Source organism: Arthrobacter sp. UKPF54-2, from assembly GCF_007858535.1.
Taxonomy (GTDB): Bacteria; Actinomycetota; Actinomycetes; order Actinomycetales; family Micrococcaceae; genus Arthrobacter.
Genome location: NZ_CP040174.1, coordinates 2,411,082 through 2,432,973, shown reverse-complemented (window position 1 = coordinate 2,432,973; position 21,892 = coordinate 2,411,082). Strand labels below are relative to the sequence as shown.

Genomic DNA, 21,892 nt, shown 5'->3' with positions numbered 1-21,892 from the left:
GTCCGGCTAACCAGCAAGCTGGCGGTGGAGCTGGCCCAGGCGGGCGAGGACCGAAGCGTCAACCACTTCGTCGCCAATCTGGATCCGGATGCCACCGATCAGTGCCGGGTCAACGTTCATGTTGATCTTGAGCTCGCGGCCGTACAGGGCATTGAGCCCTGCCTGCAGACGACTGGTCTGGGCCTCCGTCAGCGGACGGGTGACGCTGACCGTGGCGATCCAGCGCTGCTGGCGCTTGGCGGCAAGCTCGGCAAAACGGCTGACGAGCTTGGTGGCCTTGAGCCCGCGGGGCTGCGAGACTGCCTGTCCGATAAGGACTTTCGCTTCCTCGCTTGCACTGGGCACGAGCTTCTCGGCGAGGGCAACCTTGGCTGCCTGGCTCGCCTGCGGCTCGGACAGGGCACGCTGCACCTCGTGGCTGGCGTCAACGGCGTGGTTGAAGGCGAACAGATCGTTCTCCAGCGCTTCCAGTCCGGTGATGCCCGAGGCAGAGACTGCCGACTTGTTTTCAGCAACGGCAATTACCACCGAAGCGGCAAGAGTCTCGAGTGCATCGCCGATGTCACGCGCCGACGCCCAGCGTGAGCCGGCCAGCCTGCTCGCGATTTCCACAGCGTCGGCGGAGACTTTTCCGCCGAAGAGCTGCTTGACCAGCGCCGACTTTTCGTCACCGCTGCGGGACGGGTCGGTCAGGGCACGGCGCAAGCCAGCCGAGCTGTCCACCGTTCCCAGGATTCCGAAGAGTTCCTTAGCCAACTGCAGCGAGGCGTTGGGAAGCTTGGCCTCCAACGCGACGAGTGCCGCGGTCAGCGATTCGCTCGATACACCTGCCATTACTTAGCTGCACCTGCGTTCTGGTTCTCCAGATCTGCCAGGAAGCGGTCAACCACACGGGCTGAACGTGCATCGTCGGTGAGTGCTTCGCCAACGATGCGGCCGGCCAGCGTGGTGGCCAGCGTGCCGACCTCTGCGCGGAGCGACACCACGGCCGCCTGGCGCTCGGATTCGATCTGCGCGTGTGCCTGGGCGGTGATGCGGGCAGACTCGGCAGCTGCCTTCTCCTTCAGATCCGCCAGGATCTGGGCGCCTTCGGCACGGGCTTCCTCGCGGATGCGGTTGGCCTCGGTGCGGGCGTCCGTGAGCTGCTGCTTGTACTCTTCGAGTGCTGCAGAAGCTTCTGCCTGCGCCTTCTCGGCCTTGGCAATGCCGCCTTCAATCGCCTCGGCACGCTCTGCGAAGTTCTTCTCGAACATCGGGACCACGTACTTCGTCACGATGAACAGGAGGACAGCAAAGCCTACAAAGACGACAAACATTTCCCAAGGGTTGGGAACGAGGGGGTTGGTTTCACCCTCGGTGGCGGCTGAGATGATCAGCTGCTTCATATTTCACCCGTCCTTATCTACTCGGTTCTGGATGTTCGCTGGGTTCTGAAGGTTTACTTGAGAACGAATGCGAAGACCAGGCCGAGGATGGCGAGGGCTTCAGTCAGCGCAAGGCCGAGGAATGCGATCGGCTGCAGCACGCGCTGAGCTTCCGGCTGACGTGCGACGCCGTTGATGTAAGCAGCGAACACGAGACCCACACCGATACCACCGCCGATGGCGGAGAGGCCGTAGCCGATGAGGTTGAGGGAGCCGTTGATGGAGCCTTCCATTTTTCTTCCTTTCAAGATGCCACCCGTGTGGCAGGTTGTTTGGGTTGCTTCATCCCCCTGGGGGGAAGTTTGTGGGAGCCTTAGTGGCTGTCGGCGTGCAGTGCGCCTTCGATGTAGATCGCGGTCAGCAGCGTGAAGACGTACGCCTGCAGCGCCATGATCAGCGCCTCCAGCATGTACATCGCCAGCGAGCCGGCCAGGACCAGGACCGAGGCGCCCTTCAGCAGGACATTCTCCTGCATGACCAGGAACTCGATGCCGGAACCGGCGATCATCACGATGAGGTGACCGGCCAGCATGGTGGCGAACAGACGGAGGCTGTGCGTCACGGGCCGGACCAGGAAGTTGGAGATGATCTCGATCGGGATGACGATCGGGAGGATGTAGACCGGCACGCCGCTCGGCACGGTGGCCAGCTTGAAGTACTTGAGGCCGTTCTTCTTGATGCCGATCGCGATCCAGGTGACGTACACGATCGCGGCGAGCACGTAGGCGCCGCCGACGTGCGAGAAGCTCGGGAGCTGGATCACGGGGATCGCGCCGTAGATGTTGTTCACCAGGATGAAGAAGAACAGGCTGAACAGCAGCGGAACGTACTTGATGAAATCTTTGCCGCCGATGATGTCCTTGGCGATGCCGTTGCGGACGAAGCCGTAGGCGGCCTCGCCGGCGAACTGCAGCTTGCCGGGAACGAGCTGCTGCTTACGCGCAGCCAGCACAAAGAATGTGGCGATAATAACGACCGAGAGGATCACCAGCAGCATCTGCTTGGAGAATCCTTCGGCCGCACCCCAGGGCAGGATAGCCGGCAGGTGCATTTGTTCAATTCCAGGAGGAGTGAACTCTCCTGAATCTTGGGCCGGGAGCGCAAGCGCGATCAACGCGTTTCCTCTCTGCAGTGTCCATCATTGGGCGTTGGGCGGGGAGCGGCGACGTAATTGTCAGCCTTTCCCCCTCTGAAATTTTTTGGCATTACTGTTCCGCGTCCTTGGACGGGCCACCTGCAGCGCCGTCTCCACCAGCCGGATTTCGGTGACTGGTGAGGCCGTGCATATGAGAAAGATAGAACCCTCCCGCAGCTCCAAGCAGGGCGCCTGCGAGCACAATCCAGCGGGTTCCCCACAGATTATCCAGACCCCACCCTATCAAACTCCAGACGATGATTCCGCCAACAATGTAGCTGAAGACGGCGATCCCGGCGTTGTATCCGCCGTCGTTGCCGTCCTGCGACACGCCGGGGGCGCCGCCCGTGCTGCGGGGCGTTTTGGGGGTGTTCTGCTCGCGGTCTTTGCGGCTAGGCATGCGTGCCGCCTTCCGTGGAGTCGGGGTCGTTGTAGATCTGCAGCCGGGCCCGGCCGAAGCCGATGATCTCGGCTGCCTGCCAGGCGACAACGCAGACGACGGCGCCGATCAGGAACCAGCGTTCGTGCAGCCAGCCGGGGGCGCCGATGACAAACAGCACCACGGCGAAACCGACGACCTTCACGAAATACGTGGCGACGAACAGGCCGATCGCTCCGGACGGGTTGTTGCGTCCGACGAAGTGGCCGATCGCCAGGCTGATCGCGAAGAAGGCCATCACCAGCGCGCCTCCGAAGAGGCTCGACAGGGCCCCGAAGCCGCCGTTGAACACAAAGGCGAGGGCCGAAGTCACCAGGAGGGCTCCCCCGGCGGCCGCCGCGCTGATGGCGAGCAGCCGCAGCCACAGCGACGTGGTGGGGCCGGAAGCGCCAACGGGTCCGGTGCCGGACGTACGTCCGGACTCGGCGTTGGAGCTCATGGGATCCCAATCGTCGGTGGTGGCAAGGGCGGTGGGCGGCGAGATGCCGCCCCTGAATTCTACACGAGATAGAACACGGCTAGGCCACGGGGATGCGGGTGACCTTCGAACGGCGCCGGAACCGGCGGATCAGGTCCGGGGAGGCCAGGTACAGGACGAGGATCAGCAGGCTCCCGGCCACGCACAGGGCGACGGTGGGCAGCGGCGCGGTGGCGGCGATGAATCCGAGGACAATCACGGCCGCGGTGCACACCGTGACCAGGGCGGCCGACTGCAGGTGCGTGAACCCGACGTCGGTGAGCCGCTGGTAGACGTGCTCGCGGTGGGACGCGTACCACCGCTCCCCCGCCTTGATCCGGCGCAGCAGGGTGTAGCCGGTGTCCGCGGCGTAGACCAGGATCGGCGTGAGCACATACTCGACGTAGACGCCGGACAGGAATCCCGCCACGGCAAGGGCGGCAATCGAGGAGCCCAGCAGGTAGCTGCCGACGTCGCCGAGGAAAACCGATCCGCGGCCGAGGTTCCACGGCAGGAAGCCAAGGAAGGACATCGCCAGCACCGCGCCGCCGGCGGTCAGCCAGGGCTGGTCGGAGAGCAGGCCGGCCACCGCGTAGGCACCGCCGGCGGTGACCCCATGCAGGCCGGAGATCCCGTTGATGCCGTCCATGAAGTTCGCAATGTTGACGTAGGCCGCAATCGCCACGGCGGCCAGCGGAAGCCACCAGAAGGACTGCCCGGTCAGCGCGATCAGCGCCGCGGAGCCCGCGGCCCCGATGCCGAGCTGGGCAACGGCGCGGCCCCGGATGGACAGGCCCCGCAGGTCCTCGATCCAGCCCACGGCCGAACACGCAGCGATGATCGCCAGCACCGCGGCGAACAGCGAACGGTCCACCGTGACGACGCCGAGCATCACCGCGGCCAGGTATCCCGCGGCGGTGGCCAGGGCCGTGGCCACGCCCATGCCGCGGATCGTTGCCTTGTGGTGCGAGGAACGGGCGGAGGGCACGTCCACTACGCCCATCCGGACCAGCCAGGGCTTCACCGCCAGGGGAAGGAGCAGGCTGGCCAGGAGCGTGATCCCGGCCACCACGGCCAGCGGCATCACGACGCCACCCGGATCTCGCCCGCTTCGTCGGCCTCGTCGTCGGGGATGTCGGCGATGCTGGCGCCCTGTTCCGCCTCGCAGCGGGCCAGCCAAACATTGAGGTCAAGCTTGTCCGGGTCCTGCTGGGATGCCCGGGTGTGGGAAATCTTCGGGTGCAGGGGCCGCTGGTCCAACTCGCCGGTGCCGACGAGTTCCTCATGCAGCTTCTCCCCCGGCCGCAGTCCGGTGTAGATGATCTCGACCTGTTTGCCGGACATGGCGATCATCCGCTGGGCGACGTCAAGGATCCGCACCGGCTCGCCCATGTCCAGGATCATCACGTCGCCGCCCGCGCCGATTGCGCCGGCCTGGATCACCAGCTGGCAGGCCTCGGGAATCGTCATAAAGAAACGGGTGACATCGGGGTCGGTGACCGTGACGGGCCCGCCCACCCGGATCTGCTCGGTGAAGAGGGGAAGCATGGAGCCGCGGCTGCCCATCACATTGCCGAAGCGGACCGAGACGAACTTGCTGCCGGTCTGGCCGGCCATCCAGGCGGTCAATTTCTCCGCGACGCGCTTGGAGTGGCCCAGGGCCGTGGTGGGGTTGGCGGCCTTGTCGGTGGAGATGTTCACGAAGTGCGAGACGCCGGCCCGCTGGGCGGCGCGCAGGACGTTCAGGGTGCCGCAGACGTTGGTCTTCCACGCTTCGACCGGGTACTGCTGGAGCAGCGGCGCGTGCTTGAGCGCGGCCGCGTGGAACACCACCTCGGGGCGGCGGTCCTCGAAGATCTCCTGCAGCGCTTCGCCGTCGCGGATGTTGGCCAGCACGGTGTCACGGCCTGCCAGCAGGCCGCGGCCGGTGATGGAGATCTGGGTATGCTGCAGGCCGGTCTCGTCGTGGTCGAGCATGATCAGTTCCGCCGGGGCGAACTGCACAATCTGGCGGCAGAGTTCGGAGCCGATCGAGCCGCCGGCGCCGGTCACGAGGACGCGTTTGTCCTTGATGTAGCCGGCGATTTCGTCGACCTTGATGTCGACCGGCCGGCGGCCGATCAGGTCCTCGACCGCGACGTCGCGGAAGTCGGAGAAACCGTCGGGGGCGCCCCCGCCGAGCATGTCCCGCAGCGGAGGCAGCACGAGGACGCGGATGTTCAGGCCGGCCACGGCGTCCGAGATGCGGCGCACCACCGGCGCCTCGACGTTGGCGAACGCCAGCACCAGCACCCTCGCGCGGGTCCGGCGAATGATCGCCGGGAGGTCTTCGCCCCGGCCGAGGACCTGGACTCCGGAGAGGCGCAGGTGCTTCTTTGCCGGGTCGTCGTCGATCAGGCCCACCGGAAAATACGGGGACTCCGGGTCCTGCAGCATGCGGGTCAGCAGCGAGTTGCCCAGGAAGCCCGCGCCGTAGATCAGGGTGTTCTGCGCTTCGTCGCCGGGACGGGTCTTGCCCTCGACGTAGAGCCGTTTCGCGTAGCGGGCCGCGCCCATAAAGAGGCAGGCGAAGGGGAAGGCGATCAGGCCGACGCTGCGGCCGATGTTGATGGCCTCGTAGAGCACCAGCAGGCTTACGGTGATCGAGGCGGCCACAATCACGGTGACGAAGACGAGGGCCCTGGCCTCCTGGAAGCTGCCGAACGGGTAGCGGCCCCGGTACAGGGCCAGGGCATAGCCGGCGAGCATCTGGGCGACTACGGCGATGGCGGCGATGACGAAAGCGCCGGCGAACTGCTCCGCGCGGATGCCCATCTCGTAGCGCAGCAGCAGGGCCAGGACGATCGCCACGATCCACGACATGGAGTCGAGGAACAGCTGGATCCAGATCCAGAGGGCGGGCTTCTCGTCCCGTTGTGCGGCAGATTCGCGCGCTTCAGATTTCGTAGTCAAGAGAGATTGCAACCGACTTCCACTACCACGGCGGCCATGCGCCTGTTTCAAAAACTGCCCCGTCGCAACTGTCGGACGGCGTCGGGGCCTAGAACGATACTAATCTCTTTCGCGTCCGCTGCCCGGGTCCGCAGGCAGCGGCGGCATGGGTTTCCAGCCGCTGTCGGCGAGGATGGCGCGGGATTCCCGCCAGCCGCGCCAGAGCGCCCCGGTCCCCTTCAGGGTCCGTTCGACGAGGACCAGGCGGGCGATTTCCTTCAGGAAGGTCAGCGCCGTCCCGGCCCCGAAGCCAAGCCGGTGGAACTTGCCGTGGGCCCGGAGGTACTGCGCGACGTGGCCACGGTTGCGCATCACGTAGCGGCGGCTCAGGTCCGAGGAATCGTTGAGGTGGCGCAGGCCGAGGTCCACCTGGCGCTGTGCGCGGACCTTTTTGATCACGAAGGCGTTGACGTAGACCACCGGGGTCTGCTGCGCGGCGAGCCAGCCGTAGATCAGATCGTCCCAGGTGATGAAGAAGCGCGGGTCCGGCAGCCCGATGCTGCGCGCCACCGACGCCTTGATCAGCATGCCTTCGAAGTTTCCGACGTTGGTGCGGAACACCTCGGAGTGTGCGAAAACGTCGCGGGAGACCGGCAGGAAGACCCCCAGTGCCTCCACAAAATGGTGCTGCCAGAAGAAGGGCTTGCCGTCGGCGTCGTAGCGGCGGCCGATCAGGCAGGAATACTCCGGCGTGAATTTTGCCAGTGCCTCCACCGCGCCGGGGAGCACCTCGACGTCGTCGTCCATCAGCCACAGCCACTCCGCGCCGCGGCCGAGGGCGAGCTCGACGCCGCGGGAGAACCCGCCGGCGCCGCCGACGTTCTCGTCCAATCGCTCGTAGTCGATCGGCTGGCCGGCGGCCAGTGCCGCGGCGACGACGTCGGCCGTGTGGTCGCCGCTGGCGTTGTCCACCACGATGATCCGCGCCGGACCGGTGCCGAGGCGGGCAAAGGAATCGAGCAGGTTGCGCAGGTAATCGGCGCGGTTGTACGTGACGACGACGGCGTACAGGTTCTCCACGGCGGCCTAGCTGTTGGTGGACATCAGTTGCGCGGGCGAGCCGAAGCCCTTGCCGCGGAACCCGGTTGAGTAGGCGCGGAACCAGTGCGCGAGGCCCTTGAGGTCGCCGGTCTTGAGGAAGTAGTAGGGGAAGCCGACGATGTCCGCACCGAACCAGCGCAGGTTCCGGTACTTGCGGGTGAGGTAGCCCCGGTTGCGGAAGTAGCAGTAGCGCTTGAACTCGCCCTCGGGGATGACCGGGGTGATAAAGCCGCCGAAGACCGGCTTCATCTCGGTCCAGGTGGCGGGGTGCTGCACCGCCACGGTGGCCAGCGTGCCGTACTTCAGCCCGGCCTTTTTCACCCGCGAGAGGAAGTCGACTTCGTCTCCGCGGATGAAGAACTTCACGTCGGGGATGCCGATCTTGTAGAAGACCTCGGTGCGGATCAGCGCGCCGTTGAAGAAGTGCACCATGTCCGGGAGGTAGCCCATCGGAGCCAGCCGCGAGCGGTCGTTGGTCAGCAGCCCGTTGATCCGGAAGTTGAAGGAGAGCCGGTTGGGGTCGGCGGTGGCGGCGACCAGCGGGCTCACGATGTCCAGTCCGTGCTCTTCGGCGGTCTTGAGCAGTTCGGCGAGGCAGCTGGCGTCCTCGGGGTGGCCATCGTCGTCCATCATCCAGATCCACTCGGCGCCGCTGGCCATGGCGGCGAGGATCGCGTACGCAAAGCCACCGGCCCCGCCGAGGTTCGCCTCGGAGCGCAGGTAATTGATGTTCTCCGCACCCTGCGCCTCGACGACGCCGGTGGCGGGCACGGTGCCGGAGTCGACGAGCGCGACCGAGTGGATCGGGGCGGTCTGATCCGCCAGGCCCTTCAGCAGCAGGGCGAGTTCCTCGTGGCGGTCAAAGGTTACGGCCGCGACGGCGACTTTGGGCTGCATGTCAGTTCCTTGGGGAATCGTCGGGGGCCGAGCCGGCGGAGTCGCCGGGCCCGGCAGGATCGGCGGGATCGGCGGGAGCCTCGGCAGGCTCCGCCGAATTCTCGGCCGGCGCTGCGGCAGGCTCGGCCGGCGGCTCTTCGCCGGCACCGAGGACGCCCGGCACGACTTCGCGCAGGCGCTCCAGGCTGATGGCACCCTGGCGGACCACACGCAGCGGGAGGGCCGTCGCGTCGATGATGGTGGATGGTTCGGCGCCGTCGCCCTCGACCGGCCGGTGGCCGCCCTCCAGGTAGACCTCCACCGACTCCGCCAGCTGCGCCTCGGCGTCGGCGGCGCTCTGCGCGGCGGGCTGGCCGGTCCGGTTCGCGGAGGACACCGCGAGCGGTCCGGTGAGGGTGAGCAGGTCCTGGGCGACGTCGTCGGCGGGGAGCCGGAGGGCCACGGTGCCCTTGGTCTCGCCCAGGTCCCAGTCCAGCGAGGGCTGGGCGTGCAGGATCAGGGTCAGTCCGCCGGGCCAGAACGCCTCGGCCAGTTGGCGCGCCTCCGCGGACACGTCGGTGGCGAGGCCGTCGAGGGCGTTCAGGCGCGGGATGAGCACCGGCGGCGGCATGGTCCGGCCCCGGCCCTTGGCGGCGAGCAGCAGCGTCACAGCCTGCGGGGAGAACGCATCCGCGGCGATTCCGTACACGGTGTCGGTGGGGAGCACCACGCACTTGTGGTCCCGGATTGCCCGCTGGGCGTGTTCAAGTCCGGCGGCTCGCTGGGCTGCATCGGCGCAATCGTAGCTGGTCGTCACTGGGACATCCTTTCATCACTGCGGGTGGGGGCAGGCCGGCGCACGGCGCTGGTGGCACGTTCGCGGCCGTTGAGGTCCAGATGGGTGGTCACTGAGGACCAGAGGCCGGAGCGCTCCAGCATCGCGGCAATCCAGCCGGCCTGGACCTCGGCGTGTTCCATCACAAAGTAGCCGCCGGGAACCAGCAGCCTCGCCGCGGACGCGGCGGCCGCCGCGGGGAGCTCCATGCCGTCCGCTCCCCCGCCGTACAGCGCCTCGGGCGGATCGTGCAGCGCCACTTCGGGTTCGTTGGGGACGGCTTCGGCGGGGATATAGGGCGGATTGGACACCACGACGTCGAACGTTCCGTTGTGCTCGGGCAGCGCGTCCCGCAGGTCGCCGCGGACCAGGCGCACGCCCAGCGGCAGGAGGTTCCTCGCCGCCCAGGCGTGCGCGAACTCGCTGAATTCCACGGCATGGACCTCGGCGCCGGGGACTTCGTGCGCGACGGAACCGGCGATCGCGCCGGAGCCGGTGCCCAGGTCCACCACCTTGGGGTGCGCCGATCCCCGGTCCTTGAGCCAGTCGATCACGAGCTGGACCACGGACTCGGTTTCGGGCCGCGGGATAAACACGCCGGGGCCCACCTCGAGTTCGAGGTAGCGGAAGTGCGCCACGCCCGTGATGTGCTGCAGCGGGATGCGCTGCGCGCGCTCGGCCACCAGTTCGGCATAGCCGGCCGGCGCCGGCGTGTCGCCGAGCACCATGGCCCGCACCCGGCCCGGGCCCACGCCCAGCAGGTGGCCGGCGAGCAGTTCGGCATCGACCTTCGGACTGGGCACGCCGGCGGCGGCGAGCACGGCCGTGGCCTCGCGGACCGCGTCCGCGAGGCGTGGAGCAGAATCAGGAATCATCAGGCTCAGATGTCATCGACGCGCGCGTGCGCGCTAGTCGCCGATGGCGTCGAGGCGGGCCTGTTCGTCCATCTCGATGGCGGACTGGATAACCGGCTCCAGGTCGCCGTTCATGACCTGGTCCAGGTTGTACGCCTTGTAGCCGGTGCGGTGGTCGGCGATCCGGTTTTCCGGGTAGTTGTAGGTGCGGATGCGCTCGGAGCGGTCCATGGTGCGGATCTGCGACTTGCGCTGGGCCGAGTTCTCGGCGTCGATCTGCTCCTGCTGGTGGGCCAGGATCCGGGCGCGCAGCACGCGCATGCCCGCTTCACGGTTCTGCAGCTGGGACTTCTCGTTCTGCATCGCCACGACGATGCCGGTGGGCAGGTGGGTGATGCGAACGGCCGAGTCGGTGGTGTTGACCGACTGGCCGCCGGGGCCGGAGGAACGGTAGACGTCGATTTTGAGGTCGTTCTGGTTGATCTCGAGTTCTTCGGGCTCGTCCACCTCGGGAAGCACCAGCACGCCGGCGGCCGAGGTGTGGATGCGGCCCTGCGACTCGGTGACGGGGACGCGCTGGACGCGGTGCACGCCGCCTTCGAACTTGAGCCGCGCGTAGACGCCCTCGGCGGGGTCGTTGGAGGTTCCCTTGACGGCCATCTGGACGTCCTTGTAGCCGCCCAGGTCCGATTCGGTGGCCGAGATGAGTTCAGTCTTCCAGCCGCGGGATTCCGCATACCGTGTGTACATACGCAGCAGGTCCCCGGCGAACAGGGCAGCCTCGTCGCCGCCCTCGCCGCCCTTGACCTCGAGGATCACGTTGCGGGCGTCGTCCGGGTCGCGCGGGATCAGCAGGCGGCGCAGCTTGGCCGCCGCCGTCTCCAGGGCAGCCTCGAGCTCGGGCACCTCGGCCGCGAACTCGGAATCCTCCGCGGCCATTTCCTTGGCCGCGGCCAGGTCGTCGCGGATGCCCTCCCAGCGGTGGTAGGCCTCCACAATGCCATTCAACTGCGCCGAACGCCGCCCCAGCTTCCGGGCCAGCTTCTGGTCAGCATAAACAGCAGGATCCCCCAACTGCGCCTGAATGGAGTCATGCTCATCCAACAGGCCCTGTACGGACTCAAACATTTCAAAACCTCTTTCGACTCTTACAAGTCTAGTTACTGCGGGTGGGTCCTCTTAAACCAACAACCGCTCGAAAAATTGGCGGCCAGGGAGTGGCTTCGGGCCTGCCGTAGCCGGACGGCTCACGATCGCAGATCGTGGGCCGCCCGGCGGAGGGGCGGGGCCGCCAATTTTTGAGCGGTTACGCGACGCTACTTGTCGTTATCGGACTTCGCACCAAGCGTCGTCTTCTGCACCTGCATGAGGAACTCGACGTTGCTCTGGGTCTCCCGGATCTTGTTGGTCAGCAGCTCAAGGCTCTGCTGCGTTTCGAGTCCGGAGAGGACGCGGCGCAGCTTCCACATGATCTTGACTTCCTCGGGGGAAAGCAGGTTCTCTTCGCGGCGGGTGCCGGACGCGTTGACGTCCACGGCCGGGAAGATGCGCTTGTCCGCGAGCTGGCGGGACAGGCGCAGTTCCATGTTGCCGGTGCCCTTGAACTCTTCGAAGATGACCTCGTCCATCTTGGAACCGGTCTCGACGAGCGCGGTGGCCAGGATGGTCAGCGAGCCGCCGTTTTCGATGTTGCGGGCTGCACCGAAGAAGCGCTTCGGCGGGTACAGCGCCGCGGAGTCGACGCCGCCGGAGAGGATGCGCCCGGAGGCCGGAGCCGCCAGGTTGTAGGCACGGCCCAGGCGGGTCATCGAGTCGAGGAGCACCACAACGTCCATGCCCATTTCCACGAGGCGCTTGGCGCGTTCGATGGAAAGCTCGGCCACGGTGGTGTGGTCGTCGGCGGGACGGTCGAACGTGGAGGCAATGACCTCGCCCTTGACGGTGCGCTGCATGTCCGTGACTTCTTCGGGGCGTTCGTCAACGAGCACCATCATGAGGTGGACCTCAGGATTGTTGGTGGTGATGGCGTTGGCGATGGACTGCAGGATGAGCGTCTTGCCGGCCTTCGGCGGGGAAACGATCAGGCCGCGCTGGCCCTTGCCGATCGGGGCCACCAGGTCGATGACGCGGGGGCCGATCTTCTTGGGGTCCGTCTCGAGGCGCAGGCGCTCGGAGGGGTACAGCGGGACGAGCTTCGCGAACTCGACCCGGTCTTTGAGCTCCTCGGGGGTCTTGCCGTTGACCGAGGTGACGCGGACCAGGGCGTTGAACTTCTGGCGCGCGGACTGCTGCTGGTTGCTCTGCTGGGACTCGCCCTCACGGGGCGCGCGGATGGCGCCGACGACGGCGTCGCCCTTGCGCAGGTTGTACTTCTTGACCTGGGCGAGGGAGACGTAGACGTCGTTCGGGCCCGGCAGGTAGCCCGAGGTGCGGATGAACGCGTAGTTCTCCAGCACGTCCAGGATGCCGGCGACCGGCAGCAGGACGTCGTCCTCGGTGACCTCGACGTCGTCGACGTCGGGACCCTGGGAGCGGCCGCGGCGGCGTTCGTTGCGGTCGCGGAAGCGGTCGTTGCGCGAGCTGTTGTCGCGGTTGTCCTGGCCGCCGGAACGGTCGTTGCGGTCGTTCCGGTCCCGGCGGTTGCGGCGGTTGCGGCGGCTGCCGCCGTCATTGTCGTCGCTATCGCGGGCGCTGTCGCGGGTGTTGTCGCGGTTGCCCGAGGCGTTGTCGCGGCTGTTGTCCCGGCCGCGGGTGTTCTCGCGGCGCTGGCCGTCGTCGCTGCCCTGCTCGGGCTGGCGCTGTTCGGACTGGCGTTCCTGGCGCTGTTCGCCGGATGCCTGCTCGGCCGGGGCCTCGGCGGGGGCTTCGGTCTGGCCGGCGGCCTCGCCGCGGCGGCGGTTGCGGGTCCGCGGCTGGCGGGTGCGGTCGCTGGACTCTGCGCCCTGCTCTGCCGGAGCCGCGTCAGCGGGGGCGGACGGTGCCTCAACCTGCGCGGCGGCGGGTGCCTCGGCGGCGGGGGTGGTGACGACGCCGTCGCTGCCGGCGCGGCGGCTGCGGCCCCGGGTCCGGGCCCGCGGGTTCTCCTGGGCCAGAGCCTCGGCTGCTGCGGCTGCCGGCGCGGCGGCCGAAGCCGATGCGTGCGCCACGGTGCCGTTGTCGCTCGCCTTTTCGGCGGCGCGGGCGGGTGCCTTGCTGACAGGGGTGCCGGCGCGGTGGGCGGAAATAGCGGTCACCAGATCGCCCTTGCGCATCCGGGAGCCCCCGGAGATTCCCAGCTGGCTGGCCAGGGCCTGGAGCTGGGCGAGCTTGAGGCCCGCGAGGCCGCTGCTCTTGGCGGGTGCTGCCGATGCGGCAGCAGAAGATGATGTTTCCACAGCTGAAGACAGCTCAGTGGTTTCGGTCACGAAGGATCCTTCCCCCTCGACGGCGTCCAGGCTAGGAGCTGGACGCGGTGATTTGATCTGGGCTGCAGTTCAGATCTGCAGCCGGGATTTCGGCCTTGCCGGTTGGATTTCGGCCGGCAGGGCCGGATACTGCTACACCAGGTCACGCTCCGGAATTGAGGAACGGCCGGCTGACATATCAGGGGGTACAGAGGAATTCTGCAGCTTCCTGCGTCAGACCGAAAGCAGGTGGCACCGGAAAATATTGCGCAGTGAAAGATGAGAGAGGCAACTTGGCCAACATCGCGGTCTTAGAAAAAGCTTGCGTGATTACCGCCGGTGCACTTCCACTTTAGCACCTTCAGTGTCCACAGCCAGCTTCATCACACGCCAGGCAACCTCCGGCGTGTTGGCGGCGGTGAAAGTGCCGATGGCCTCGACGACGTCGGCCGCTTCGTTTTCTCCCGCGGCCAGGACCAGCACGGTGGGTCCCGCGCCGGAGACGACGGCGGCGTGGCCGGCGCGCCGCAGCGCGGCAATCAGCTCGGCGCTGGGCCGCATGGCCTGGGCCCGGTAGCTCTGGTGCAGGTAGTCCTCAGTGCCGGGCAGCAGGAATTCGGGCTTCCGCGTCAGGGCGTGGATCAGCAGGGCAGCGCGTCCGGAGTTCATGGCCGCGGCGTGGTGCCCCACGGAGGCCGGCAGCAAGGCCCGCGCGGCCTCGGTGGACAGCTCGAAGTCCGGAACGGCGACCACCGGAATGATCGCAGGGTCGACCGTGGCGCAGGTGCTGCTGTACTGGTCACTGTCCTGCCAGGACAGCGCCAGTCCGCCGAAAATGGCCGGTGCCACGTTGTCCGGGTGGCCCTCAAGCCTTGAGGTGAACTGCAGGATCCAGTCCTTGCCGCGCCGGGACTCCGCGGGGACCAGGGCGTTCGCGGCGGTGGCGGCGGCCACCACGGCGGCCGCGGAGGACCCGAGCCCGCGGCCGTGCGGGTTGACGTTGTCCGCCGTGATCCGCAGTCCCTCGTGCCGGAAGCCGAGCAGGTGCAGCGCCTCGGTGAGGGCCCTCGCCACCAGGTGGCTCGCGTCGCGAGGCAGCGTGTCCGCGCCCTCGCCGCTGAGCTCGAACTCCAGTTCGCCGCTGGCGAGGGTCTCCACCGTAAGCGTGTCGTGCAGCGAGAGCGCCAGCCCCAGGCTGTCGTAGCCGGGGCCCAGGTTGGCGCTGGTGGCCGGTACCCGGACGGTGACGACCTGCCCCGCCGGAACCGCCGGCGTGTCGGCGGGCGATTCGGCCGGGACGGTGAGGGTGGTTTCCACGGCTATTTTTCTTCCAGTCCCAGTTCGGCTGCCACCGTGACGACGTCGTTGGCGACCTTGACCGGCTGCACCTCAGCGCCGTCCTCGGTGCGCAGGGCCCACTGCGGGTCCTTCAGGCCGTGGCCGGTGACCGTGATGACGATGGTCTTGCCGGATGGGACCTCGCCGGCTGCGTGCTTCTTGATCAGCCCGGCGACGCCGGCGGCGGAGCCGGGTTCGACGAAGACACCCTCGCGGGCGGAAAGCCAGCGGTGCGCGGCGAGGATTTCGTCGTCGGTGACGGCCTCGATCACGCCGCCGGATTCCTCACGGGCGGCGACGGCGGTATCCCAGGAGGCCGGGTTGCCGATCCGGATGGCGGTGGCGATGGTGTCCGGCTCGGTGATCGGGTGGCCGGCGACGAACGGGGCGGCGCCGGCGGCCTGGAAGCCCCACATCACCGGGGTCTTCGTGGCGACGGCGGCCAGGGTTCCGGCCGTGGCGGATTCGTAGGGTGCCGCGTACTCCTTGTAGCCCTTCCAGTACGCGCTGATGTTGCCGGCGTTGCCGACCGGAAGCACGTGGATGTCCGGCGCGTCGCCGAGGGAGTCAACAACCTCGAACGCGCCGGTCTTCTGCCCCTCGATCCGGGCTGGATTGACCGAGTTAACCAGGAACACCGGGTAGGACTCCCCCAGCTTGCGCGCGATGTCGAGGCAGTCGTCGAAGTTGCCGTCGACCTGCAGCAGAGTGGCCCCGTGCGCAATCGCCTGGCTGAGCTTGCCCATCGAGATCTTGCCCTCGGGCACCAGGACGGCGCACTGCAGCCCGGCCGAGGTGGCGTACGCCGCCGCCGAGGCGGAGGTGTTGCCGGTGGAGGCGCAGACCACGGCCTTGGCGCCGGAGGCGACGGCGGCCGTCATGGCCATGGTCATCCCGCGGTCCTTGAAGGATCCGGTCGGGTTCATGCCCTCGACCTTGAGGTAGACGGTGCAGCCGGTGAGCTCGGAGAGCTTCTGCGCGTGCACCAGCGGGGTGCCGCCCTCGCCCAGGGTGATGACCTTGGTGGCCTCGGTGACCGGCAGGCGTTCAGCGTATTCGCGGATGACCCCGCGCCATTGGTGAGCCACTTAGACCCCTTCTACCCGCAGTACGGATGTGACGGTGTTGATGACGTCCAGGCCCTTCACGGCCTGGACGGTTGCTGCCAGTGCGGCTTCGCTCGCGCGGTGCGTGACGATCCGCAGTTCCGCCGACTCCGTCTGTGAGCCGGAATCCCGGTGGATGGTCTGCCGCATGGTTTCGATGGACACACCGTGTTCGGCGAAGAGCTGCGCGATCCGGGCCAGGACGCCGGGCTGGTCCGCGACGTCGAGGCCGATGTAGTAGCTGGTGACCGCCGCGCTGATGGGCGCCGCGGGGACCTGGCCGGTGGTGGTCTCGGCGCGGCCGGGGCCGTCCAGGACAAGGCTGCGGGCCGCGGAGACAAGGTCGCCCATCACGGCCGACGCCGTCGGCTTCCCGCCGGCGCCCTGGCCGTAGAACATCAGTTCGCCGGCATTTTCCGCCTCGATGAAGACGGCGTTGAACGCGCCGTGGACCGCGGCGAGCGGGTGTTCGCGCGGCAGCAGCGTCGGGTGCACGCGCACCGAGACCCCGGCGTCTGTTTTTGTGCCTGTCTTTGTGCCTTCGGCCCCCAGCTTCTCCGCGATCGCCAGCAGCTTGATGACAAAACCGGCGTCCTTGGCCGCGGCGATGTCCGCGGCCGTGACGGAACTGATCCCCTCGCAGTAGACGTCTTCGAGGGCGAAGCGGGTGTGGAAGGACAAGGAGGCGAGGATCGCGGCCTTGGAGGCGGCGTCGTGGCCTTCCACGTCGGCGGTCGGGTCGGCTTCCGCGTAGCCGAGCCGCTGGGCCTCGGCCAGGGCGTCCGCGAACTGCGCGCCGGTGGTGTCCATCTGGTCCAGGATGAAGTTGGTGGTGCCGTTGACGATGCCCAGCACCCGGGTGATCCGGTCGCCGGAGAGGCTGTCCCGGATGGGCCGCAGGATGGGGATGGCGCCGGCGACGGCGGCTTCGTAGGACAGCTGCACGCCGGCCTTGTCCGCTTCTTCGTGCAGGGTGGGGCCGTCCTTGGCCACGAGCGCCTTGTTCCCGGTGATGACGCAGGCGCCGTTGCGCATGGCGGCCAGGATCAGGGTGCGGGCCGGCTCGATCCCGCCCATCAGTTCGATCACCAGGTCCGCGTCCCTGACCAGGGCGTCGGCGTCGGTGGTGAACAGCTCGCGCGGCAGGTCGACGTCGCGGGGGGCGTCGACGTCGCGCACCGCGATGCCGGCCAGTTCCAGGCGGGCGCCGGCCCGCGAGGCCAGCATCCCGGCGTCGTCAATGAGAATCCGCGCAACCTGGGCCCCAACGTTGCCACAGCCCAGCAGGGCCACTTTCAGGGTTCGCATTTCCGTCATTCAGACTCCCATGTCGCGGTTCAGCAGATCTTGTTCGGTTTCGCCGCGGACAATGAGCCGGACTGATCCATCGCGTACCGCGACAACGCCCGGCCGGGCCAGATAGTTGTAGTTGCTTGAGAGGGCCCAGCAGTAGGCGCCGGTCCCCGGTACAGCGAGCAGATCACCGGCTGCCACGTCCTCGGGCAGATATACATCTCTAACAACTATGTCGCCGCTCTCGCAATGTTTGCCCACCACTCGGGACAGCTGCGGGGCGGCGCCGGACGCGCGGGAGGCCAGAATCGCGGAATAATCCGCGTCGTACAGCACCGGGCGGGCGTTGTCGCTCATGCCGCCGTCCACCGACACATACCGCCGGGGATACGTAACGTTTTCCGCCGCGTTTTCGGCCGGGGCATCGACCCGGACGGTCTTCAAGGTGCCCACCTCGTAGAGCGTGAAGGTGCTGGTACCCACGATCGCGCGGCCCGGCTCGATCGAGATCCGCGGCGCGGTGATGCCCAGTTCGGCCACCTTGGCCCGGACGACGGCGGCCATCGCCTGTGCGATCTCCGCCGGCGGGCGCGGGGTGTCCACCGGGGTGTAGGCGATGCCGTAGCCGCCGCCCAGGTCCAGTTCGGGCAGCACGATCGAGTACTTGGCCTGCATCGCTGCCAGGAAGTCGAGCAGCTTCTCCGCGGCAAGCGCGAAGCCGTCGGGTTCGAAGATCTGCGAGCCGATGTGGCAGTGCAGGCCCAGCAGCTCGATGCTCTCGTGCGCGGCGGCGGCGGCCACGGCCTCCTCGGCGGCGGACAGCCCGGCCTGCTCGGTCGAGTCGCCGGCCATCGAGAGGCCGAACTTCTGGTCCTCGTGCGCGGTGGCGATGAATTCGTGGGTGTGCGCGTGCACGCCGGGGGTCAGCCGCAGCATGACCTTCGCCGTTTCGCCGCGGTTCGCCGCGATCGCGGCCACCCGCTCCAGCTCGGCGAGGCTGTCCACCACGATCCGGCCCAGCCCCATGTCCAGGGCGCGGTGGATCTCGCCGTCGGACTTGTTGTTGCCGTGCAGCGCGAGGGCGGCACCGGGAATGCCCGCGCTGGCCGCGACGGCCAGCTCCCCGCCGGAGGCGGTGTCGAGCCGGAGGCCCTCCTCCTCGACCCAGCGGACGACGGCGGTGCACAGGAACGACTTGCCGGCGTAGTAGACGTCCACTCCCCCGCAGATGTCCGCGAAGGCCTCATTAAAGGCGTCCTGGAACGCGCGGGCGCGGGCGCGGAAGTCGGTCTCGCTCATCACGAACAGCGGGGTGCCGAACTGCCGCTGCAGTTCGCTGACCGGGATACCGTCGATGGCGAGCTCGCCGCCGTCGTTGCGTTCCACCCCGGCGGCCCACATCGGCGGGTGCAGGGCGTTGAGGTCTGCCGGCACAGCCAGCCAGTCCGGGGCGAGCGGGGAGGCCTTCGAGGAGTTGTCGGGGTTCGCGGTCATGGCGGTCACATCCGTTCCGGCGCCGAAACGCCCAGCAGTTCCAGTCCGTTGGCCAGCACCTGGCTGGTGGCATCGTTGAGCCAGAGCCGGGTGCGGTTCAGGTCCGTGATGGCTTCCTCGCCCAGCGGCGCGACACGGCAGGCGTCGTACCAGCGGTGGTAGGCGCCGGCAATGACCTCCAGGTGGCGTGCGACGCGGTGCGGTTCGCGCAGCTCGGCGGCCTTGGCCACAATCGAGGGGTAGCTGCCCAGGTGCGAGAGCAGCTCGTTTTCGGTCGCGTGGTCCAGGAGCGCGGCGTCGAAGCTGTCCTGGCCGTCCACCTGGCGCTCCACCCCGGCGGCCACGGCGTTGCGCGCTGCGCCGCGGGAGCGGGCGTGCGCGTACTGGACGTAGAACACCGGGTTCTCGTTGCTGTGTTTCTTCAGCAGTTCCGGATCCAGGGTCAGCGGCGAGTCGGCCGGGAAGCGGGCCAGGGAGTACCGGACGGCGTCCTTGCCCAGCCAGGAGATCAGGTCCTTGAGCTCGATGATGTTGCCGGCCCGCTTGGAGAGCTTGGCGCCGTTGACGGAGACGAGCTGGCCGATCAGCACCTCGATGTTGGCCTCGGGGTCGTCCCCCGCGGCGGCCGCGATCGCCTTGAGCCGGTTGATGTAGCCGTGGTGGTCCGCGCCGAGCAGGTAGATCTTCTCGGTGAAGCCGCGGTCCTTTTTGGACAGGTAATAGGCGGCGTCGGCGGCGAAGTACGTCGGTTCGCCGTTCGCGCGGATCATCACGCGGTCCTTGTCATCGCCGAAGTCGGTGGTGCGCAGCCAGACCGCACCGCCGTCGTCGTACACGTGGCCCTGTTCCCGGAGCCGGGCGACGGCGTCCGCGATGGCGCCGGCGTCGTGCAGTTCCTGCTCGGAGAAGAAGACGTCGAACTCGACGCCGAACTCAGCGAGCGTCTGCTGGATGTCCTTGAGCTGGGCCTTGTAGGCGGCGCCGCGGATCACCGGGAGCGCCGCGACGTCGGTGAGTTCGCGGATGTCCGGGTGCTGGGTCAGCACCTCGTGGCCTAGGTCGGCGATGTATTCGCCCGGGTAGCCGCCCTCCGGGACGCCGCGGCCGTGCAGCCGGGACAGCACCGAGTGCGCGAAGACGTCCATCTGCGAGCCGGCGTCGTTGATGTAGTACTCCGCCGTGACGTCCGCGCCGGAGGCCCGGAGCACGCGCGCGATCGAGTCGCCCAGGGCGGCCCAGCGGGTGTGGCCGATGTGCAGGGGGCCGGTGGGGTTGGCCGAGACGAACTCCATGTTGACCGTGCGGCCTGCGAGCGTGGTGTTGGTCCCGTAGGCGGCGCCCGCCTCGACGATGGCCTTGGCGAGCGCGCCGGCGGCCGCCGCATCGACGGTGATGTTCAGGAAGCCGGGTCCTGCGATGTCGACGGCGGAGACGCCCTCGATGGCCGCCAGCCGCTCACTGAGCAGCCCGGCGAGCTGGCGCGGGTTGGTCCCGGCGGGTTTGGCGAGCTGGAGGGCGATGTTGGTGGCCCAGTCGCCGTGCTCCCTGTTCTTGGGCCGTTCCACGCGCACCGCGTCCGGTACGTCGGCGGTGGCAAGGGCGATTTCGCCGGCGGCGACGGCGTCCTTCAGGCAGGCGGATATGGCGAGGGAGAGTTCTTCTGGGGTCACGGTTCCAGCCTACCGGGGGCCCGCAGTCCGGCGGAATTTTCCGGCCTTCATCTTCTCCCCGCGACGGTTTTCCGTTGGAGCCCACCTTCCTGCTAAGCTCTAGGACGTCCCGCCGGTCACGGCAGGATCCCTGATTGCCCTCGTAGCTCAGGGGATAGAGCGTCTGCCTCCGGAGCAGAAGGTCGTAGGTTCGAATCCTATCGAGGGCACCAACGAAAACCCCGCCGTTTCAGCGAAACGGCGGGGTTTTGCGTTCCGGGTTCAGGCCCCGGCGCGGGTTATAGGACAAAATGTGTGTCTTTTTCGGGCGTGTTAGGTGCGTCCTGCCCAGCCTTTTCTGGCCCAGAGGCCTTCTTCGGCGCTGAGACCGGCGCTATAACGTTCCGGGCCCGGAGTACCGTCCGTGATCACCGTTCGCTTCGGCCGCGGGAGCTCGTAGTGGTGCGCCGCGATCAGCTCGGCCGGCGGTAGCGGGTTTTCGCTGTGGAGGTAGAGGTACCACTCGATGGCGCGCTTTTGGTGCTCTTCGCTCATCCCGCGGTGGGCCCGGAGGATTAGACGGAGCTGGGCGTTCGTGCCGCCTTCGATTCGGTTGGTTGTGGGTGCAATGTTGAGCCCGGCGTGTTCGGCACGCAGGTACGTGAAGAGAGTCCCGGCCCGGCTGAGGCGTTCGAGGAGCCGGTAGGCCTTGCGCAGCCGGTCGTGGGTGAACCACCAGCTTTGGTTTGCCCGCACCCATCCCGGCACGAGGGCGGTGCCGTTGCGGTAGGTCCTGGCCCGGACGAGGTGCCCGTGGTCCTGATACCAGTCGTTCAGGCCTCCGAGCCAGGCCGCGGCTTCGGTCGCCGTGGTGATTCTGGTCAGGGCACGGCCAAGGCGCAGGAGCGCTTTGCCGGCCTCGGTTCTGGGCCGGCCGGTCAGGTAGGTGCGGACGTTGCGTTGGACGTGCACCTGGCAGCGCTGGACCGCGGTCTCGGACCAGCATTCAGACAGGGCGGCGGCAATCCCGGCGCCGCCGTCGGTGATCACGACCGTGGGCGCGGGGAACCTTGCCAGCAGGGCCGCCCACGCAGCCTTTTTCTCGGTGTCGCACCATTGCCACCCGAGGACGTAATCGCCGGCGACCGCGATCAGGCAGCACCACGAGCCGACGTAAATCCCGTCGACCTGGATCTGGTCGTGGACCTCGCCGGTGACGGGAATCTGTGGGGCGATATTCCAGCACCAGCCCGTCCGGCGGCGGAAGGACCGGTCGGCGCCTTCCCGGACACACTCGACCTGGGAGCTCTTGCCCATGAGCCAGCCGAGAAAGGCGCCCAGTTGGGCCCGGCGTTCCACATCGGGCCGGGTCCTGGTGCTGCTCGCACCGCACCCCGTACATCTCCACCGGGTCCGCCCGGCGGAGGTCTTACCGTTCCGCTTGAGTCCAGAACCACAGAGCACACAACGCGAGGAATTCCCAGCACCAGCCACAACTACGAGTCTCAGGGCATAGCAAACCCCGCATTACCGCCCCGGCACTAGGAAGCAGGCCTCACGCAGACACACATTTTGTC

The 21,892-nt window shown here is 67.8% G+C and carries 20 protein-coding genes and 1 tRNA gene; 1 reads left to right on the top strand and 20 read right to left on the bottom strand.

Going from position 1 to position 21,892, the window contains the following annotated elements:
* Positions 1-6: 6 nt before the first annotated feature.
* The 19 genes from E7Y32_RS11180 to argS all read right to left on the bottom strand — a co-directional run bounded on the left by E7Y32_RS11180 (position 7) and on the right by argS (position 20,336).
* The gene (locus E7Y32_RS11180) at positions 7-834 is read right to left on the bottom strand and encodes a F0F1 ATP synthase subunit delta (RefSeq protein WP_146337180.1); all 828 of its coding nucleotides are present in this window, start codon (positions 832-834) and stop codon (positions 7-9) included.
* Positions 834-1,385, bottom strand: a complete 552-nt coding sequence (locus tag E7Y32_RS11175) for a F0F1 ATP synthase subunit B (protein WP_146337179.1) — start codon at positions 1,383-1,385, stop codon at positions 834-836. Before E7Y32_RS11175 ends, E7Y32_RS11180 begins: the two co-directional genes overlap by 1 nt.
* A 53-nt stretch (positions 1,386-1,438) precedes the next feature.
* A complete protein-coding gene (gene atpE / locus E7Y32_RS11170; protein ID WP_003804776.1) occupies positions 1,439-1,657 on the bottom strand; it encodes an ATP synthase F0 subunit C in 219 nt (72 codons plus the stop codon).
* Between the two features lie 80 nt (positions 1,658-1,737).
* A complete protein-coding gene (atpB, locus tag E7Y32_RS11165) occupies positions 1,738-2,538 on the bottom strand; it encodes a F0F1 ATP synthase subunit A (protein WP_146337178.1) in 801 nt (266 codons plus the stop codon).
* Positions 2,539-2,629: 91 nt separating this feature from the next.
* A complete protein-coding gene (locus E7Y32_RS11160) occupies positions 2,630-2,959 on the bottom strand; it encodes a hypothetical protein (protein WP_146337177.1) in 330 nt (109 codons plus the stop codon).
* Positions 2,952-3,437, bottom strand: a complete 486-nt coding sequence (locus tag E7Y32_RS11155; protein ID WP_146337176.1) for a hypothetical protein — start codon at positions 3,435-3,437, stop codon at positions 2,952-2,954. Before E7Y32_RS11155 ends, E7Y32_RS11160 begins: the two co-directional genes overlap by 8 nt.
* Positions 3,438-3,516: 79 nt before the next feature.
* On the bottom strand, positions 3,517-4,539 hold the full coding sequence (locus E7Y32_RS11150) for a glycosyltransferase family 4 protein (RefSeq protein WP_261382626.1): 1,023 nt from the start codon (positions 4,537-4,539) through the stop codon (positions 3,517-3,519).
* Entirely contained in the window at positions 4,539-6,407 is a 1,869-nt protein-coding gene (locus tag E7Y32_RS11145) for a nucleoside-diphosphate sugar epimerase/dehydratase (RefSeq protein ID WP_146337174.1), read from the bottom strand. The genes E7Y32_RS11150 and E7Y32_RS11145 overlap by 1 nt, the downstream gene beginning before the upstream one ends.
* 99 nt (positions 6,408-6,506) lie before the next feature.
* Positions 6,507-7,466, bottom strand: coding sequence for a glycosyltransferase (locus E7Y32_RS11140; RefSeq protein ID WP_146337173.1), 960 nt, complete (start codon positions 7,464-7,466; stop codon positions 6,507-6,509).
* A 6-nt stretch (positions 7,467-7,472) separates the two neighbouring features.
* On the bottom strand, positions 7,473-8,384 hold the full coding sequence (locus E7Y32_RS11135; protein ID WP_146337172.1) for a glycosyltransferase: 912 nt from the start codon (positions 8,382-8,384) through the stop codon (positions 7,473-7,475).
* A gap of 1 nt (position 8,385) precedes the next feature.
* Positions 8,386-9,180 (bottom strand): L-threonylcarbamoyladenylate synthase, encoded by a 795-nt coding sequence (locus tag E7Y32_RS11130; RefSeq protein WP_146337171.1) that lies wholly within the window; start codon positions 9,178-9,180, stop codon positions 8,386-8,388.
* Complete coding sequence (gene prmC, locus E7Y32_RS11125) at positions 9,177-10,073, bottom strand: peptide chain release factor N(5)-glutamine methyltransferase (protein ID WP_146337170.1); 897 nt, start codon at positions 10,071-10,073, stop codon at positions 9,177-9,179. The genes E7Y32_RS11130 and prmC overlap by 4 nt, the downstream gene beginning before the upstream one ends.
* Before the next feature lie 33 nt (positions 10,074-10,106).
* On the bottom strand, positions 10,107-11,180 hold the full coding sequence (gene prfA / locus E7Y32_RS11120; RefSeq protein WP_146337169.1) for a peptide chain release factor 1: 1,074 nt from the start codon (positions 11,178-11,180) through the stop codon (positions 10,107-10,109).
* 188 nt (positions 11,181-11,368) lie between these two features.
* Complete coding sequence (rho, locus tag E7Y32_RS11115; protein WP_146337168.1) at positions 11,369-13,456, bottom strand: transcription termination factor Rho; 2,088 nt, start codon at positions 13,454-13,456, stop codon at positions 11,369-11,371.
* A gap of 309 nt (positions 13,457-13,765) precedes the next feature.
* A complete protein-coding gene (gene thrB / locus E7Y32_RS11110) occupies positions 13,766-14,752 on the bottom strand; it encodes a homoserine kinase (protein ID WP_146337167.1) in 987 nt (328 codons plus the stop codon).
* Between the two features lie 2 nt (positions 14,753-14,754).
* Positions 14,755-15,861, bottom strand: a complete 1,107-nt coding sequence (gene thrC / locus E7Y32_RS11105; protein WP_146337166.1) for a threonine synthase — start codon at positions 15,859-15,861, stop codon at positions 14,755-14,757.
* A complete protein-coding gene (locus tag E7Y32_RS11100; protein ID WP_146337165.1) occupies positions 15,862-17,196 on the bottom strand; it encodes a homoserine dehydrogenase in 1,335 nt (444 codons plus the stop codon). It lies immediately after the preceding gene.
* A complete protein-coding gene (lysA, locus tag E7Y32_RS11095; protein WP_146337164.1) occupies positions 17,197-18,666 on the bottom strand; it encodes a diaminopimelate decarboxylase in 1,470 nt (489 codons plus the stop codon).
* Between the two features lie 5 nt (positions 18,667-18,671).
* Positions 18,672-20,336, bottom strand: a complete 1,665-nt coding sequence (gene argS / locus E7Y32_RS11090) for an arginine--tRNA ligase (RefSeq protein WP_146337163.1) — start codon at positions 20,334-20,336, stop codon at positions 18,672-18,674.
* Between the two features lie 136 nt (positions 20,337-20,472).
* Here argS and E7Y32_RS11085 point away from each other — a divergent pair.
* A tRNA-Arg gene (locus E7Y32_RS11085) sits at positions 20,473-20,548 on the top strand.
* A gap of 100 nt (positions 20,549-20,648) precedes the next feature.
* Here the strand turns inward: E7Y32_RS11085 and E7Y32_RS11080 are convergent.
* Entirely contained in the window at positions 20,649-21,779 is a 1,131-nt protein-coding gene (locus E7Y32_RS11080) for an IS1249 family transposase (RefSeq protein WP_261382595.1), read from the bottom strand.
* Between the last annotated feature and the right edge of the window lie 113 nt (positions 21,780-21,892).

Bases quoted from the DNA above. Each gene is read 5' to 3' on its own strand.
- E7Y32_RS11180 (WP_146337180.1), bottom strand. From the start codon at position 834: ATGGCAGGTGTATCGAGCGAATCGCTGACCGCGGCACTCGTCGCGTTG.
- E7Y32_RS11175 (WP_146337179.1), bottom strand. From the start codon at position 1,385: ATGAAGCAGCTGATCATCTCAGCCGCCACCGAGGGTGAAACCAACCCC.
- atpE (WP_003804776.1), bottom strand. From the start codon at position 1,657: ATGGAAGGCTCCATCAACGGCTCCCTCAACCTCATCGGCTACGGCCTC.
- E7Y32_RS11160 (WP_146337177.1), bottom strand. From the start codon at position 2,959: ATGCCTAGCCGCAAAGACCGCGAGCAGAACACCCCCAAAACGCCCCGC.
- E7Y32_RS11155 (WP_146337176.1), bottom strand. From the start codon at position 3,437: ATGAGCTCCAACGCCGAGTCCGGACGTACGTCCGGCACCGGACCCGTT.
- E7Y32_RS11150 (WP_261382626.1), bottom strand. From the start codon at position 4,539: ATGCCGCTGGCCGTGGTGGCCGGGATCACGCTCCTGGCCAGCCTGCTC.
- E7Y32_RS11135 (WP_146337172.1), bottom strand. From the start codon at position 8,384: ATGCAGCCCAAAGTCGCCGTCGCGGCCGTAACCTTTGACCGCCACGAG.
- prmC (WP_146337170.1), bottom strand. From the start codon at position 10,073: ATGATTCCTGATTCTGCTCCACGCCTCGCGGACGCGGTCCGCGAGGCC.
- prfA (WP_146337169.1), bottom strand. From the start codon at position 11,180: ATGTTTGAGTCCGTACAGGGCCTGTTGGATGAGCATGACTCCATTCAG.
- E7Y32_RS11100 (WP_146337165.1), bottom strand. From the start codon at position 17,196: ATGACGGAAATGCGAACCCTGAAAGTGGCCCTGCTGGGCTGTGGCAAC.
- lysA (WP_146337164.1), bottom strand. From the start codon at position 18,666: ATGACCGCGAACCCCGACAACTCCTCGAAGGCCTCCCCGCTCGCCCCG.